Here is a 15887-nt window from a genome sequence, read left to right as displayed (position 1 = left end):
ACTGTCAGTGCCGCCTCAATCATCGCCCAGTTGCGCCAGTAGTTCGGCCTGGTGTTCGGTGATGAGGGCATTGGTCAGTTCGTCCAGGTCACCGTCCATGATGAAGTCCAGCTTGTACAGGGTCAGGTTGATGCGATGGTCGGTCATGCGCCCCTGCGGGAAGTTGTAGGTGCGGATGCGCTCGCTGCGGTCACCCGAGCCGATCAGGGACTTGCGGGTGGCGGCTTCCCTGGATTGCTGTTCGCGCAGCTGCACGTCCTTGATGCGCGCGGCCAGCACCTTCATGGCTTGCGCCTTGTTCTTGTGCTGGCTGCGGTCGTCCTGGCACTCCACCACGATGCCGGTGGGCAGGTGGGTGATGCGCACGGCCGAATCGGTCTTGTTGATGTGCTGGCCGCCGGCGCCGGAGGCGCGGTAGGTATCGATGCGGAGATCGGCCGGATTGATGTCGACGTCCTCGACTTCATCGGCTTCCGGCATCACCGCCACGGTACAGGCCGAGGTATGGATGCGGCCCTGAGTCTCGGTGGCCGGCACGCGCTGCACGCGATGGCCGCCGGACTCGAACTTCAGGCGCGAATAGGCGCCGAAGCCGGCGATGCGGGCGATCACTTCCTTGTAGCCGCCCAGTTCGGACTCGGATGAGGACACGATCTCCACCTGCCAGCGCTGGCGCTCGGCATAGCGGGTGTACATGCGCAGGAGGTCGCCGGCAAACAGGGCCGACTCGTCACCGCCGGTGCCGGCGCGGATTTCCAGGAAGATGTTGCGCTCGTCGTTGGGATCCTTGGGCAGCAGCATCTTCTGCAGGTCCAGCTCCAGCGCATCCATGCGGGCCTTGGCGCCGTCGATCTCTTCCTGGGCGAAGGCCTTCATGTCGGGGTCCGACAGCAGTTCCTGGGCGGTGCGGATATCGTCGCCGGCCTGCACGAAGTCGTGGTACAGCGCCACCAGCGGTCCCAGTTCGGCATGTTCACGGGTCATCTTGCGGAAGTTGTCCATGTTGGCCGTGGCGTCTTCCTGTGCCAGCAGGCTGTTGAGCTCTTCCAGTCGTTCGGCGAGCTGGAAGAGTTTGGCGAGCATCGATGGTTTCATGGGGTGTCGATCCGGTGCAAAGAGGGTAGAGATGGGGCTAGGGCGGGCGCCGGCAAGCGCCAGCACGCGCTCCGCATGGCGATGCGGAGCAGCAGGAGAGAGAACGCTAACGCTTGGCGCGGAACAGTTGCGGCAGCAGCGAGACCAGCTGGCTGCGCTGTTCGCCCTGGGCGTGGTGCAGGGCCTGTTGCGGGCCATGCAGGAACTTGGCGGTCAGGCCCTTGGAGAGGGCTTCCAGTACGGCTTCGACGTCGTCGCCCTTGGCCAGCATGCGGCGGGCGCGGTCCAGTTCGGCCAGGCGCAGGGCCTCGCCGGTTTCGTTGAGATCCTGGATCAGCGGCACCATGGCGCGGCTGTCGATCCAGTGCATGAAGGACTGCACGCGGGTCTCGATGATGGCTTCGGCCTGCGCCACGGCGGCCTGGCGGTTTTCGACGCCGCTTTGCACTACCGAGGCCAGGTCGTCCACGGTGTAGAGGAAGACGTCATCCAGGCGGCCGACTTCGGATTCGATATCGCGCGGCACCGCCAGGTCGACCATGAAGATGGGTTTGTGGCGGCGCGCCTTGACCGCACGTTCCACCAGCCCCAGGCCGATGATGGGCAGCTGCGAGGCGGTACAGGAAACCACGATGTCGAAGCTGGCCAGCTGTGCCGGCAGGTCGGCCAGGCGGATGGCGCGGCCGTTGAAGCGATGCGCCAGCGTCTCGCCGCGCTCCATCGTACGGTTGGCCACCGTCAGGGACTTGGGATTCTGTGCGGCGAAGTGGGTCGCGCACAATTCGATCATTTCACCGGCACCGATGAAGAGCACGTTCTGCCCCGAGACGGCATCGAAGATGCGCTGCGACAGCCGCACGGCAGCGGCGGCCATGGACACGCTGTGGGCGCCGATCTCGGTGGTGCTGCGTACTTCCTTGGCCACCGCGAAGGTGCGCTGGAACAGCTGGTGCAGGTAGGTGCCCAGGCCGCCGGCCGCATCGGCCTGGCGCACGGCATCCTTCATCTGGCCCAGGATCTGCGGCTCGCCCAGCACCATCGAGTCCAGCCCGGAGGCGACACGGAAGGCATGGCGCACGGCATTGTCCTGGGGCAGCGAGTACAGATAGGGACGCAGGTCGGCGTAGGCAATCTGGTGGTAGTCCGCCAGGAACTGCGCGGTACGGTCGATGGCGAAATCCACGCCATCCTTGCCCGCAACGGCGGCGGCATACAGCTCGGTGCGGTTGCAGGTGGAGAGGATGGCTGCCTCGCCGGAGGCTACGATCTTGTCATTGCCGCCAAACCACGCGCGCGCTGCCGCCACTGCCTGACCGATCTGGTCCGCAGGGAATGCCACCTTCTCGCGCAGCGAAACGGGCGCGGTAGTGTGGTTGAGGCCGACGGCAAGCAGGTGCATGGAATTTCGCGGCGAGGGCGCCGATGAGCTGGGATGATGCAGGGCCGGGTGGGAAAACAGCTAGAAACACGCAGTTTTAGCCCCGGTTTTGGGAACTATTATACTCTTTGCGAAATATCGGGTTGGAGCAAGCCCTGATAATCGGTATATGTCTCTGACATGGATCAGCTTTTTCGGGGGCAAGCGTTGCGATTGCGCCCATCTTGCCGTGCCGACACTTTTTCTGTCCTTACGCCAGCTGTTCCAGCTGGTAGCCATAACCATAGACCGTCGCCAGCTGGTATCCGTATTGCGGATGCAGGCCGAGCTTGGTGCGGATGCGCGAGATGTGCGTATCCAGCGTACGGGTGGGCAATTCGGCCTCGGCCCCCCAGACCCGCTCGCGCAGGAAGGCGCGCGACAGCGGTCGTCCCAGGTGTTGCAGCAGCAGCAGGGCCAGTTCGGCTTCCTTGCGGGTCAGCATGACATCCATTTCGGGCCGCTCGGGATGCGTGGCGCGCAGGCGCGCCAGGTCGATGGTGAAGCCACCGGCGGCCACGATGCGCTCGGGGATGTCATGCGGCTGCGCCGCCATCAGCAGCAGGTCCAGGCGCAGGGCCAGTTCCTGGCGCCGTACCGGCTTGACCAGGTAGTCATCGGCACCGGCCAGCAGCATGCCGCGCAGCCAGGTCTGGTGTGCTGGCGTGGCCAGCAGCAGCACGGCCGGCAAGGCTCGCGGGGTCACCGGTGGGCGATGCGCGTGGATCAGCTCGGTGAGCGCATTGGCCTGCGGGTGTCCCTGCAGCTCATCCAGGTCGACCACCAGCAGGCCGGCGCCGTCCCGGCACGCCAGCTCCAGCTCGGCAGGGCTGGTATGGACGGTGCAGTCGTGGCGTTCGGCCAGCTGGGTCACCAGGGTGACGGTATCGGCGTCGGAGCAGAGGATCCCGATCTTCATCGCATCAGGCAAGGACTTCAGTGGGCAAGGGCATTCAGATAGACGAAAGGGCAGCCGGAGCTGCCCTTGCTGCGCGGCGAGCCCTGTTCAGGCGCTCGCCGTTGTGGCGCTCACGCGGCTGGCACGTCGCTGTCGGGCAGCACCACGTTCACATCCAGCACCTCCAGGTTGCCCTGGCGGTCCAGCGAGATCTTGATGTCGTCGGCATTGACCTTGGTGTACTTGGAAATCACCTCGATCAATTCCTTGTGCAGTGCCGGCAGGAAGTCCGGGCCCTGGCGGCCATTGGAGCGTTCGCGGGCGATGATGATCTGCAGCCGCTCCTTCGCCGCCACCGCGCTCTTGGGCTTGCTGGGGAAGAGGAAAGAAAGCAGGGACATATCACTTACCTCCGAAGATACGCTGCAGGAACCCCGGCTTTTCGTAGGTGGTGAAACGCAGTTCGACGGTCTCGCCGAGGAAGCGCGACACCACGTCCTGGTAAGCCTGCGCCACATCGCTGTCCTTCATGTGGATCGCGGGGGAGCCCTGGTTGGACGCCTGCAGCACGGTTTCCGACTCGGGGATGATGCCGATCAGGGGAATGCGCAGGATTTCCTGCACATCGGTATAGGAGAGCATCTCGCCATCTTCGACGCGCTTGGGCGAATAGCGGGTGATCAAGAGGTGTTCCTTGACCGGCTCACCGCCCGAGGAGGCGCGGCGCGACTTGGCCTGGATGATGCCGAGGATGCGGTCCGAGTCGCGCACCGAGGACACTTCCGGGTTGGAGACCACGATGGCCTCATCGGCAAAGGTCAGCGCCATCACCGCACCGTGCTCGATGCCGGCGGGGGAGTCGCAGATGATGTATTCGAAATCCATCTTGGACAGGTCGCCCAGCACGCGTTCCACGCCTTCTTCGGTCAGGGCGTCCTTGTCGCGGGTCTGCGAGGCCGGCAGGATGAACAGGTTGTCGCAGTGCTTGTCCTTGATCAGGGCCTGGTTCAGGGTGGCTTCCTTGTTGATGACGTTGATCAGGTCATACACCACGCGGCGTTCGCAACCCATGATCAGGTCCAGGTTACGCAGGCCGACGTCGAAGTCGATCACGGCGGTCTTGTGGCCGCGCATGGCCAGGCCCGATGCGAAACTGGCGCTCGACGTCGTTTTGCCGACGCCGCCTTTACCCGAAGTCACAACGATGATTTTTGCCACGAAAAACTCCTTAAGAAGAACAGTACGCCGGGTGATCCCGGCTGGATTCAGTAAATTATTTACCGCAGCGTCTTAGGACGCCTTCATCTGCAGCACGTCGATGCGTTCGCCCTGCAGGCGCACCTGCACCTGCTTGCCTGCGAGTTCGGGCGCGTGACCGTTCTCGAAGGTTCGATAGACTCCGGCGATGGACACCAGTTCCGCCTCCAGCGATGCGGCGAAGATGCGTGCCTCGGTATTGCCCGAGGCACCAGCCAGCGCGCGACCGCGCAGCGGCGCGTAGACGTGGATACAGCCATCGGCGATCAGTTCGGCACCGTTGTTGACCACGGCCAGCACGACCAGGTCGGCGCCACGCGCATAGATGCGCTGGCCGGCCCGCACCGGGGTATCGATCACGACGGTATTGGCCACGGGCACGGCGGCAGGCTGCACGGGCGCCGGGGCAGTTGGCGCCACCGGTGCAGCAGCGACAGGGGCGGGCGCGCTGTCCTGCACGGCGGCTTCCTGGGCGCGCGCATTGGCCGCGCCGGCACCGGCGACGGCCGAATTGTCGATGGCCAGGCCGTGTTCGACGATACCGGCATGCAAGCCTTCCGGTGCATTGCGCACGGCCACGGTGTTGAGGCGGAAGCGCTTGAACAGCGCCACCACGGCACTCCAGTCGATGCCGGCGGCGGCATCAGCGTCCAGGGTGCCGATGTCCAGTACCGCGAATTCGTCCTCGAAGAAGTCGGCGACGCCGCCGGTCATTTCCTTCAGGGCCTGTTCGAGCGAGGCCGGGTCGGTTTCATGCAGGATTGCCGAAATGGCAACCACGGTGGAAATCTTGATCTCGATCGGTTTGCGGGTTTTTTGCATAAATCTAGATGTTGATTGCGGCAGGAAGTGAAGGAAAACGCCAGCTTCCGGCAGATATTGGCTGTGCATTATACAGGCTGGATGCGGCTGTGATAGCGGCGGGTCGGGGGTTTTCGGCGGGGCGGGGCGCAGGCCGGAAAGCCCATGGACATGCCGATCATGCATTGTTGCGCGGCAACGGGGCGCAACAGTCAGCTCGAAACCGGATTGTAAATAGTAGCGATACAGGATACATTGTCTCGCATGATAAAAAGTTTCCGACACAAAGGGCTGCAGCGTTTCTTTGAAACAGGCAGCAAGGCCGGTATCCAGGCCACGCACGCGGGCAGGCTCAGGCTGCAGCTGGCGGCGCTGGATCAGGCCACCCGTGCGGAAGACTTGTCGGCGCCGTCATGGGCGCTGCACCCGCTCAAAGGTGACTTGAAGGGGCATTGGGCAATCACCGTCAATGGAAATTGGCGCATGGTGTTTGCCTTCGAGGGACAAGACGCGGTACTGGTGGACTACCGCGACTATCACTGATATCGAAGGGAGTTCTACGATGACTCGCATGTTCAATCCGCCGCATCCGGGCGAGGTACTCAGGGAGTACCTCGGCGAGATGACGGTGACCGAAGCCGCCTTGCGGCTGGGCGTGAGCCGCGTCACCTTGCAGAGGGTGGTCAGCGGCGCGGCCGGCATCTCACCCGACATGGCCTATCGGCTAGCTGCCGCCTTTGGCACCAGTCCCGAACTGTGGGCCGGTATGCAGATGCAATTCGATCTCTACCAGGCCAGCAAGCTGCAGCGTCCCGTGATCGAGCGCATCACGGCATAGGCCTTGGCAATCCCGAAAAAAAACCGCCGGCACCTCGCAGTGCCGACGGTCTTGCGCTGTCACCGGACGCGCCTGGGCGCGCCACGTTGCATCAGCCCGGTACCTTGCCGTCCACGCCTTCGACGTAGAACTTGATGCCATGCAGGAAGCCGTCATCGGCCACGGCATCCTTGCCCAGCACTTCCTTGCCGGTGTTGTCCTTGAGCGGACCCTTCCAGATCGGCGCGCTGCCGTCGACGATGCCCTTCTTGCGCTCTTCCACCAGCGACTTCACGTCGGCCGGCAGCTCAGGATTGAAGGCGGACAGGTCGATGCCGTTGTCCTTCAGGCCAACCCAGGTGGTGCTGCTCTTCCAGGAGCCATCCATCACGGCCTGCACGCGGGCGGTGTAGTACACGCCCCAGTTGATCATGGAAGCAGCCAGGTGGGCCTTGGGGCCGAAGCTGGTCATGTCGCTGTCCCAGCCGAAGGCGTACACGCCCTTTTCCTGCGCGGTCTGCACCACGGCGGCGGAGTCGGTGTTCTGCATCAGCACATCGACGCCCTGGCCGATCAGGGTGGTGGCGGCTTCACGTTCCTTGCCCGGATCGAACCACTTGTTGACCCACACCACGGCGGTGGTGGCCTTGGGGTTGACCGAACGCGCACCCAGGGTGAAGGAGTCGATGTTGCGGATCACCTCGGGAATCGGCACCGATGCCACCACGCCCAGCTTGCCGGACTTGCTCATCTTGCCCGCGACCACGCCGGCCAGGTAGGCACCTTCATAGGTACGCACGTCGTATTGCGCCAGGTTGTCGGCGGTCTTGAAGCCGGTGGCGTGTTCGAACTTGACGTCCGGGAATTCCTTGGCGACCTTCAGCATGGCTTCCATGTAGCCGAAGGTGGTGCCGAAGATCAGCTTGTTGCCATCGGTGGCCAGCTGGCGGAAGACGCGCTCGGCGTCGGCTGCCGACTCGGGGATGTTTTCCACGAAGGTGGTCTTGACCTTGTCGCCGAACTTTTCTTCCACGGCCTTGCGGCCCTTGTCGTGGGCGAAGGTCCAGCCGGCGTCACCGACCGGGCCGATGTAGACGAAGGCGACCTTCAGCGGATCAGCCGCCGGTGCGGCTGCGGCCGGCGCTGCAGCAGGCGCGGCCGCAGCGGGTTCTTCCTTCTTGCCGCAACCGATCAGGGTTGCTGCCGCCAGGGTGGCGAGCATCGTCAGCGATGCCCTGCGCGAAATCTTCATTGTGTTCTCCCTCAAGGTCAGTGGATTGATACAGATACAGGTGTTGCCAATACAAGTGCTGCTACGAAAATGATCACCGCTCAGGCCGGCATCAGGATGCGCCCGGGCGGAAAGGCTTGCCCAGCGAGGCCGGCATGTTCAGGCGGATCCAGTCGGGATTGCGCGAGATCAGCGCCAGCACCACGATGGTGGCCAGGTAAGGCGCCATCGACAGGATCTGCGAAGGAATGGTCACGCCCATGCCCTGCAGGTAGAACTGGGCGATGGTGACGCCGCCAAACAGCAGCGAACCCAGCAAGACACGTGCCGGCCGCCAGGTGGCGAAGGCGGTCAGCGCCAGCGCGATCCAGCCGCGCCCGGCCACCAGGCCTTCGACCCACATCGGGGTATAGACCAGCGACATGTAGGCTCCGGCCAGGCCGCAGCAGGCGCCACCGAAGAGCAGCGCCAGGTAGCGGATGCCGCGCACCGAATAGCCCAGTGCATGGGCGGACTCGGGCGATTCACCCACGGCACGCAGCACCAGGCCGGCGCGCGTGCGATAGAGGAACCAGATGCTGGCTAGGCACAGCACGAAGGCCAGGTAGCTCATCCAGTGCTGGTGGAACAAGGCCTGGCCGACGAAGGGAATATCGCCCAGCAACGGCACCGAGTTCGGTTGCGCCGGCAGCGCCAGGCCGACGAAACGCTGGCCCACGAAGGCTGACAGGCCCGCGCCGAAGATCGACAGGGCCAGGCCAGTGGCGACCTGGTTGGTGGCCAGGCGCAGGGCCAGCCAGGCAAACAGGGTGGACATCAGCATGCCGCAGAGGGCGCCGGCGACAAAGCCCAGGAGCGGACTCTTGGTGGTATAGCCCACGGCGAAACCGGCGATGGCCGAGACCAGCATCATGCCTTCGGCGCCCAGGTTGAGCACGCCGGAACGTTCATTGATCAGCAGGCCGATGGCCGCCAGCAGCAGCGGGGTGCCGGCATTGATCGAGGCTGCGATGAGAGGAGCGAGTTGATCCATATCCTGTCCTGATTCCTTAGACTTTCTTTTTCCACGCCAGGCGGTAATCGATCAGCGTATCGCAGGCCAGCAGCAGGAACAGCAGCATGCCCTGGAACACTCCCGTGATCGCCGAGGGCAGGCCCAGGCGCGATTGCGCCAGCTCACCACCCAGATACAGCAGCGACATGATCAAGCCGCCCAGGATGGCGCCGATGGGATGCAGGCGGCCGATGAAGGCCACGATGATGGCCGCGAAGCCATAGCCCGGCGACACCGACGGCAGCAGCTGGCCGATGGGGCCGGCGATCTCGAAGGCCCCGGCCAGGCCGGCGAAGGCACCCGAGATCAAGAGCGACACCCACAGCGCCGAGCGTGCCGAGAAACCCGCATAACGCGCCGCGTGCGGTGCCACGCCGCCGACCATCAGCGAGAAGCCGCGCAGGCTGCGCATCATGAAGATCGCCATCAGCACGGCCGCCACGATGGCCACTGCAAAGCCCACGTGCAGGCGCGTGCCGGAGATCAGCATGGGCAGCATGAACTCGTCGGAGAACACCTTGGACTGCGGGAAGTTCATGCCATTGGGATCCTTCAGTGGACCATTGACCGCCCACATCAGCAGCAGCTGCGCCACATAGGTCAGCATCAGCGAGACCAGGATCTCATTGGCATTGAACTGGTCGCGCAGGTAGGCCGTGATGGCCGCCCACAGCGCCCCGCCGATGACGCCGGCCACGATCATCAACGCCAGGCCCATGCCACCGGAGATGCTGTGGCCCGGCACGTCCAGCCAGACCAGCATCGCGCCCGAGCACAGCGCACCGACGGTGAACTGGCCCTCGGCACCGATGTTCCAGATGCTGGCGCGGAAGCATACCGCCAGCCCCAGCGCACACAGGATCAGCGGTATCGACTTCAACAGCAGTTCGCTGATGGCGCGCTTGCCATTGAAGGGATCGACCAGGAACACCTTCAGTCCCGCCAGCGGATCCTTGCCCAGCGCCAGGAACAGCAGCGCCCCCAGCAGCAGCGTGGCGACGATGGCGATCACCGGCGAGAGATAGGTCATCGTCTTCGACGGCGCGCCACGCAACTCCAGGCGCAGCGGGAAACCCATACGATCAGCCATGGCGCACCTCCGCACCGCTGGCTGCAGCGTCATCCCACAGACCGCTCATCCACACGCCCACCTGCTCGCGGGTGGCCTGTTCGATCGGGATGGAGGGCGAGAGCCGCCCCTTGGCGATCACATGCAGGCGATCACATAAGGCGAATAGTTCGTCAAGTTCTTCCGAGATCACCAGCACTGCACAACCTTCCTGTTTCAGTTTCAGGATTTCACCGTGGATCTGCGCCGCAGCGCCCACGTCCACACCCCAGGTCGGCTGCGCCACCACGAACACCGCCGGCTTGCGCTCCATCTCGCGGCCGACGATGAACTTCTGCAGATTACCGCCCGAGAGGCTCTTGGCCGCCGCATCGGGACCGGCCGCCTTGACCTTGAAGCGTTCGATGATGGACGCGGCGGCACGACGCGTGAAGCCGAAGTCGATCATGCCGTGCTTTACATAGGGTGCCTTCTGGTGTGACAGCAGCATATTGGCGGTGAGCGAGAGGGTCGGCACGGCACCACGCCCCAGGCGTTCTTCCGGCACCAGTCCCAGGCCGGCCGCGCGGCGCGGATTGGGCGAGAGATCGCCCACCGGCTTGCCGCCCAGCATGATCATGTTGGGCGCAGCCCGTTGGTCCTCGCCGGAGAGTGCCGCCAGCAGCTCCTGCTGGCCGTTGCCGGAGACCCCGGCGATACCGACGATCTCACCGGCACGTACTTCGCACTCGATGTCCTTCAGTTCGGTCGCAAACAGGTGGGCCTTGGGCAGCGAGAGGCGATTGACATGCAGCTTGCGTTCATTGCGTTGCGAATCGGGATTGCGCTCGCGCTGCAGGCGCACCAGTTCGTCGCCGATCATCATGCGCGAGAGGCTGGCGCTGCTTTCATTGCGCGGATCGCAATTGCCGGTCACGCGGCCGCCACGCATGACGGTGGCGCTGTGGCACAGCGCGCGGATCTCGTCGAGCTTGTGGCTGATGTAGAGGATGCTGCAGCCTTCGTCGGCCAGACGGCGCAGGGTCACGAAGAGTTTCTCGACCGCCTGCGGGGTCAGCACCGAGGTCGGCTCGTCCAGGATCAGCAGTTGCGGCTCGGTCAGCAGGGCGCGCACGATTTCCACACGCTGGCGCTCGCCCACCGACAGGGTGTGCACATGGCGCTGCGGTTCCAGCTCCAGGCCGTATTTCTCACCGGTACGGGTGATGCGCTCGGCCAGTTCCTTCAGGTCGGTCTTGGCATCCAGGCCCAGGGCGATGTTCTCGGTGACGGTGAGCGTATCGAACAGCGAGAAATGCTGGAACACCATGGCAATGCCCAGCTTGCGCGCCACTTGCGGATTGGCGATCTGCACCGGCGCGCCGTTCCAGCGGAGTTCGCCGGCATCGGGCTTGACCGCGCCGAAGATGATCTTCATCAAGGTGGACTTGCCGGCGCCGTTTTCGCCGAGCACGGCATGGATCTCGCCGGGCGCGACCGCCAGGCTGACGTCGTCGTTGGCCAGCACGCCCGGATAGGCCTTGCGGACGTGGCTGATTTCAAGGCGGAGTGGCACTGCGCTCACGTGATTTCCCTGTGGTTCTCTGAGGTTCTCTGTTTCGAATCGGCTGGCCCCTTCGCCAGTCCGGCCTGCCGGCCGAGGGCCGGGGCTTGGTACGCGCGTCATCATAGACAAATTGTGCTGTGCCGCCTACCGCTTTTGCATGCCAGGTACGGCCCCCGGCGCGCAAGACCTCATTTTCCGCGATGCGCCCAGGCCGTCGTGCGGCGCTCGATGATGGCAAACAATTCGTACATGGCCATGGCCATGGCGCCGATCACTACCAGACCGGCGAAGGCCAGCGGCATCTTCATGGACGATCCGGCCGATACCAGCAGGTAGCCGATGCCCTGGTTGGAGGCATTCATCTCGGAGACCGTCGAGCCCACGAAGGCCAGCGTGATGGCCACTTTCAGCGAGGCGAAGAAGTACGGCATGGAGCGCGGCAAACCGACCTTGAGCAGGATATCCATGCGGCGCGCGCCCAGCACGCGCAAGACGTCCTCCAGCTCCGGCTCCAGCGTGGCCAGGCCGGTGGCGATGTTGACCATGATGGGGAAGAAGGAGATCAGGAAGGCCGTCAGGATCGCCGGTCCCGCGCCGATGCCGAACCAGACCACCAGCACCGGCACGAAAGCCGCCTTGGGCAAGGCGTTGAAGGCCGTCATCAGCGGGTAGGCGGCGGCATACAGCATGGGCGAAGAGCCGATGACGAAGCCCAGCGTCACGCCCACTGCCACGGCGATGGCAAAGCCCACCATGGTGACCCAGAAGGTCGAGAGTGCATGCTCGGTGATGGGGCCGGCGAATTCCACCATGGCCTGCAGGATCGAGGCCGGGCTGGGGAAGATGAAGTCAGAGACGTTCCACACGCTGCAGATGAACTGCCAGATGCCCAGGATGACGATGAGCAGGATCCAGGGCGCCAGCGTGGTGGCGGCCTGGTTGAGTTTTCCGGAGAAGGTTCTTTTCATGATCTGTCCTTGGCCGGGGTCAGGTATTGCGCACGTGGCCGATGTGCTCGCGCAGCTCGTGCACCAGGGCGTTGAAGGCGTCGGTGTAGGTGGTTTCCAGGTCGCAGGGGCGCGGCAGCGGATTGTCGCGCTTGACCACGATGCGGCCCGGGCGCTTGCTCATCACATAGATGGTGTCGGCCAGGAAGGCCGCTTCGCGCAGGTCGTGCGTGACCAGGATGACGTTGAAGCGACGCTCGGCCCACAGGTCGCGCAGCACGCACCACAACTCCTCGCGGGTGAAGGCATCGAGGGCGCCAAAGGGCTCGTCCAGCAGCAGCATCTTGGGTTCGTGGATGAGCGCGCGGCAGATCGAGGCGCGCTGCTGCATGCCACCCGAGAGCTGCCAGGGAAACTTGTCGGCGTAGCCGTCCAGGCCCACGGTCTTCAACAACTTCAGGGCGCGCTCGGTGTATTCGGCTTTCTTCTGCTTGAAGTCGCGGCGATAGGGTTCGACGATCTCCAGCGGCAGCAGCACGTTTTCCAGCGTGGTGCGCCAGGGCAACAGCGTGGGCGCCTGGAAGGCCATGCCCACGAACTTCAGCGGCCCGGTCACGACCTGGCCGCCGATGACCACGCTGCCGCGATTGGGCTGCTTCAGGCCCGTGGCCAGCTTCATGAACGTGGACTTGCCACAGCCGGAGGGGCCGACGATGGCGATGAATTCGCCTGCCCGGGTCTGCAGGTCGATGTCTTCCACCGCGAATTCGGTGGCGCCATCATAGGCCAGGTAGACGTGGCGGAAATCGACGAAGGGTTCGCTCATGGATCGGGTCGTTTTTCTTCTGTTCTGCCGGCCGGGAAAACGATGCGATGAAAAGGATCCAGGGATCTCGAAACTTAGTTTTTCGATCGGATCATTTTCCCGGTGGCAATTTGTTGAAACTAAGTTTTCAACAGCGTTTTTCTAACAAATCAGGAAGTCACAGGGCTCGCCCCTGACTCCCTTGATTCCTCTGGATCACTTGGGGAACACATCCAGCTCCGCCTTGGAAGGGAGGAAGCTGCCATTCCAGATCTTGTCGGCATTGACGCGGGTCTTGGTGCCGTAGGCGTCCGAGACCTGCGACGCCATCAGCGTCAGGCGCGGGCCGAACACCTGGCCATAGCCTTCCGACTTCGCATGCGGGGTGGCGATGGCGCTGGCGATGGCCAGCTTCAGGCGGCGCAGTTCCAGCTTCTCGTCGATCAGGCCATCACGTTCCTTCAGGACCTTGATGGCCGCTTCCGGATTGGCCATCACATCGCGGCTGGCCTTGGCGAAGGCGCGCAGGAAGCCCTTGATGGCCTCCGGCTTCTGCTTGAGCATGGCATCGGAGGCGATGATGACGTTGCCGTACAGGCGCACGCCATAGTCGGGATACATCATCACATTGATGTCTTCATCCTTGATGCCACGGGCATTGAGGTTCAGGAGCGAGGTGAAATAGAAGCCGGTGATGGCATCGACGTCGCCACGCGCCAGCATGGTCTCGCGCAGTGGCGGGTCCATGCTGGTCCATTGCGTCTTGGATGCATCCAGACCATTGGCCTTGGCGAAGATCGGGTAGGCACGGCGGCCGGCGTCGAAGACCGGCGAGCCCAGCTTCTTGCCGGCCAGGTCGGCCGGCTTCCGGATGCCGGTCTTCTTGAGCGAGAAGATCGCGGCCGGCGTGTCGTTGTAGACCATCATCACGCCCACCGGCTTGCTGGGGGCGTCGGGATTGTTGGCGGCGAATTCCATGAGGGCGGCCATGTCGGCAAAGCCCATGTCATAGGTGCCGGAGGCGACGCGGTTGACCGCATTGCCGGAGCCATTGCCGGCATCGATGGTGACATCCAGTTTTTCCTGGGCGAAGTAGCCCTTGGACTTGGCCACCAGGAAGAGGGCGGATGGGCCTTCGAAGCGCCAGTCCAGCTGGAACTTGATCTTGGTTTCCTGGGCGAACGTGGTCGAGCACGATGCGGCTAGCAGGAGGGCTGCGCCCAGTTTGGAGAGCTTGCTGAATTGCACGATGGACTTCCCCTTTCCTTGTTGATGGATGCGCACCCCATGGCCGAGACATCTGTTCTGCATGCACGGTCATCCCCGCATGAGGTGCTCTGACAGAGCCCTTAAAAGCATTTAATGTGCCAAGCGTAGCAAGTTTGCATGGAATCGGGCTCGCGCTAGCCGGTGCGCGTCTTGGCCGATCAACAGCCGGCGTCGATTTTGTCGACAATCAAAAAACCCATTTGCAACAAATTGGTGCTCTGTTGCACCTAAGTAGAAAGAAATGCACTAAAAAAAATAGCACGCACCCCGCTATAGGTCCTATATGACGGCATCTCCGCCGTTTTTGTCCTGCCCGCAATTCTGTGGTTGATTGTCGACAATCACTGCCGAAAAATTGTCGGAAGATCGCTTTTCTCTTTGGGTCGGGCGTTGGCTCGGCTACCATGCGCCCCTGTGCGCGGGAGCCGGGATGCCAGATCGCCTGACGGGCTCGTATTGGCTGCCGTGCATCGGCGCAGTTTGGCATGCCATTCATGGGCTGGCACGAGCCTTGCCTAAAGGCTTCGGTCGGTACGGATGTCGGCAATCGTGTAAGCAATCTGCCCAGCCTTATTTGACAAGGTGAGCAAGGCAGGGTGTCCGGGACGCACATGGCAGCGGGGAGAGCAAGGTGCTGCGGTGGGCGGGAGGGCTTCCCTATCAACACAAATTTTTCATGAAGCAAACCAGGGAGAAAAGTATGAAGAAGAGCATCAAGGGGAAACACTGGATGATGGCAGCGGTGGTCGCGTCGACCGCCTGCAGCCTGTCGGCGCATGCCGCCGACTGGTCGGATAACTCGATCGGCTACCGTTACGGTACCCATTTTGCCGAGCCCTACAACACGCAGGACATCAGCAAGAACATTGTCAACTTCCAGCACGCCAGCGGCTACAAGTACGGCACCAACTTCCTGAACGTGGACCTGCTGATGTCGGACAGCAAGGACGATAGCGCCCAGGAAGCCTATATCACCTATCGCAATACCCTGGATATCGGCAAGATCAGCGGCAAGGATCTGTCCTTCGGCCCTGCACGCGGCGTCGGCATGACCCTGGGCTTTGACTGGAACACCAAGAACGACAAGAGCTACGCGTCCAAGAAGCGCATGTTGGTGGTCGGCCCGACCCTGATGATGGATGTGCCGGGCTTCCTGAATGTGAGCGTGCTGGCGCTGTTCGAAAGCAACCAGCCCATTGGCGTTTCCAGCCGCTACACCTACGACACGCACCCGATGCTGAACTTGGCCTGGGGCATTCCGCTGGGCTCGACTGGTCTGGCCTTCGAAGGCTACATGAACTACATCGCCTCCAAGGGCAAGAACGAGTTCGGCGGCCCGACCGCACCCGAGCTGAACTTCGACGGCCAGGTCATGTACGATGTGGGTACCCCGCTGGGAATGGGCAAGAACACCTTCCGCGTCGGCCTGGAATACCAATACTGGCGCAACAAGTTCGGCAATCCGAGCAACGTGCCGGGTTCGCTGGCGAAGACGCCGATGATCCGTGCCGAGTATCACTTCTAAGTCTGGCGGGCACAGGCCGCCGGCCTGGCCTCTGGTCTAGCGTGACGATGCCGGATCCTGGGATCCGGCATTTTTGTTTGCGCGCCTGCGTGGGCGCAAGAATTGGCTAAATGGTTTTCTTCGAACCGTCATCAGGTTCCTGTAGGGAGAGCGGGG

At 63.2% G+C, this 15887-nt stretch carries 16 protein-coding genes; 3 read left to right on the top strand and 13 right to left on the bottom strand.

Annotated features, from left to right (window positions below; genetic code table 11):
• Positions 1-15: 15 nt before the first annotated feature.
• The 6 genes from prfA to minC form a co-directional block, all read right to left on the bottom strand.
• Positions 16-1095, bottom strand: a complete 1080-nt coding sequence (gene prfA / locus ACIPHN_RS17950; RefSeq protein WP_400438173.1) for a peptide chain release factor 1 — start codon at positions 1093-1095, stop codon at positions 16-18.
• Between the two features lie 106 nt (positions 1096-1201).
• Positions 1202-2494 carry a glutamyl-tRNA reductase gene (hemA, locus tag ACIPHN_RS17945; protein WP_400438171.1) on the bottom strand — a complete coding sequence of 431 codons (1293 nt, stop codon included), beginning with the start codon at positions 2492-2494 and terminating at the stop codon, positions 1202-1204.
• Between the two features lie 229 nt (positions 2495-2723).
• Positions 2724-3431, bottom strand: a complete 708-nt coding sequence (locus ACIPHN_RS17940; RefSeq protein WP_400438170.1) for a winged helix-turn-helix domain-containing protein — start codon at positions 3429-3431, stop codon at positions 2724-2726.
• 110 nt (positions 3432-3541) lie between these two features.
• Entirely contained in the window at positions 3542-3811 is a 270-nt protein-coding gene (gene minE, locus ACIPHN_RS17935; RefSeq protein ID WP_006465131.1) for a cell division topological specificity factor MinE, read from the bottom strand.
• A gap of 1 nt (position 3812) precedes the next feature.
• The gene (gene minD / locus ACIPHN_RS17930; protein ID WP_400438168.1) at positions 3813-4628 is read right to left on the bottom strand and encodes a septum site-determining protein MinD; all 816 of its coding nucleotides are present in this window, start codon (positions 4626-4628) and stop codon (positions 3813-3815) included.
• Positions 4629-4700: 72 nt separating this feature from the next.
• Entirely contained in the window at positions 4701-5489 is a 789-nt protein-coding gene (gene minC, locus ACIPHN_RS17925; protein WP_400438166.1) for a septum site-determining protein MinC, read from the bottom strand.
• A gap of 243 nt (positions 5490-5732) precedes the next feature.
• Between minC and ACIPHN_RS17920 the strand changes: the two genes are divergently transcribed.
• On the top strand, positions 5733-6011 hold the full coding sequence (locus tag ACIPHN_RS17920) for a type II toxin-antitoxin system RelE/ParE family toxin (protein WP_400438164.1): 279 nt from the start codon (positions 5733-5735) through the stop codon (positions 6009-6011).
• Positions 6012-6030: 19 nt separating this feature from the next.
• On the top strand, positions 6031-6306 hold the full coding sequence (locus ACIPHN_RS17915; protein WP_400438163.1) for a HigA family addiction module antitoxin: 276 nt from the start codon (positions 6031-6033) through the stop codon (positions 6304-6306).
• Positions 6307-6397: 91 nt separating this feature from the next.
• On the opposite strand, the gene ACIPHN_RS17910 is transcribed toward ACIPHN_RS17915, so the two are convergent.
• The 7 genes from ACIPHN_RS17910 to ACIPHN_RS17880 form a co-directional block, all read right to left on the bottom strand.
• Positions 6398-7537 (bottom strand): BMP family ABC transporter substrate-binding protein, encoded by a 1140-nt coding sequence (locus ACIPHN_RS17910; protein WP_400438161.1) that lies wholly within the window; start codon positions 7535-7537, stop codon positions 6398-6400.
• 91 nt (positions 7538-7628) lie between these two features.
• Entirely contained in the window at positions 7629-8549 is a 921-nt protein-coding gene (locus ACIPHN_RS17905; protein ID WP_400438160.1) for an ABC transporter permease, read from the bottom strand.
• 16 nt (positions 8550-8565) lie between these two features.
• Positions 8566-9660 (bottom strand): ABC transporter permease, encoded by a 1095-nt coding sequence (locus ACIPHN_RS17900; RefSeq protein ID WP_400438158.1) that lies wholly within the window; start codon positions 9658-9660, stop codon positions 8566-8568.
• Positions 9653-11203, bottom strand: coding sequence for an ABC transporter ATP-binding protein (locus tag ACIPHN_RS17895; protein ID WP_400438156.1), 1551 nt, complete (start codon positions 11201-11203; stop codon positions 9653-9655). The genes ACIPHN_RS17900 and ACIPHN_RS17895 overlap by 8 nt, the downstream gene beginning before the upstream one ends.
• Before the next feature lie 170 nt (positions 11204-11373).
• Entirely contained in the window at positions 11374-12153 is a 780-nt protein-coding gene (locus tag ACIPHN_RS17890; RefSeq protein WP_400438154.1) for an ABC transporter permease, read from the bottom strand.
• 19 nt (positions 12154-12172) lie between these two features.
• Positions 12173-12958, bottom strand: a complete 786-nt coding sequence (locus ACIPHN_RS17885; protein WP_400438152.1) for an ABC transporter ATP-binding protein — start codon at positions 12956-12958, stop codon at positions 12173-12175.
• A 195-nt stretch (positions 12959-13153) separates the two neighbouring features.
• Complete coding sequence (locus ACIPHN_RS17880; RefSeq protein WP_400438150.1) at positions 13154-14185, bottom strand: ABC transporter substrate-binding protein; 1032 nt, start codon at positions 14183-14185, stop codon at positions 13154-13156.
• 721 nt (positions 14186-14906) lie between these two features.
• On the opposite strand from ACIPHN_RS17880, the gene ACIPHN_RS17875 reads away from it, so the two are divergent.
• Positions 14907-15731, top strand: a complete 825-nt coding sequence (locus ACIPHN_RS17875) for an outer envelope protein (protein WP_400438148.1) — start codon at positions 14907-14909, stop codon at positions 15729-15731.
• Positions 15732-15887: the final 156 nt, after the last annotated feature.

This window comes from Herbaspirillum sp. NPDC087042 (genome assembly GCF_044745245.1).
Lineage (GTDB): Bacteria > Pseudomonadota > Gammaproteobacteria > Burkholderiales > Burkholderiaceae_D > Herbaspirillum.
Note: the sequence above shows the minus strand (reverse complement) of the source record. Positions and strands in the feature narration are given on the sequence as shown.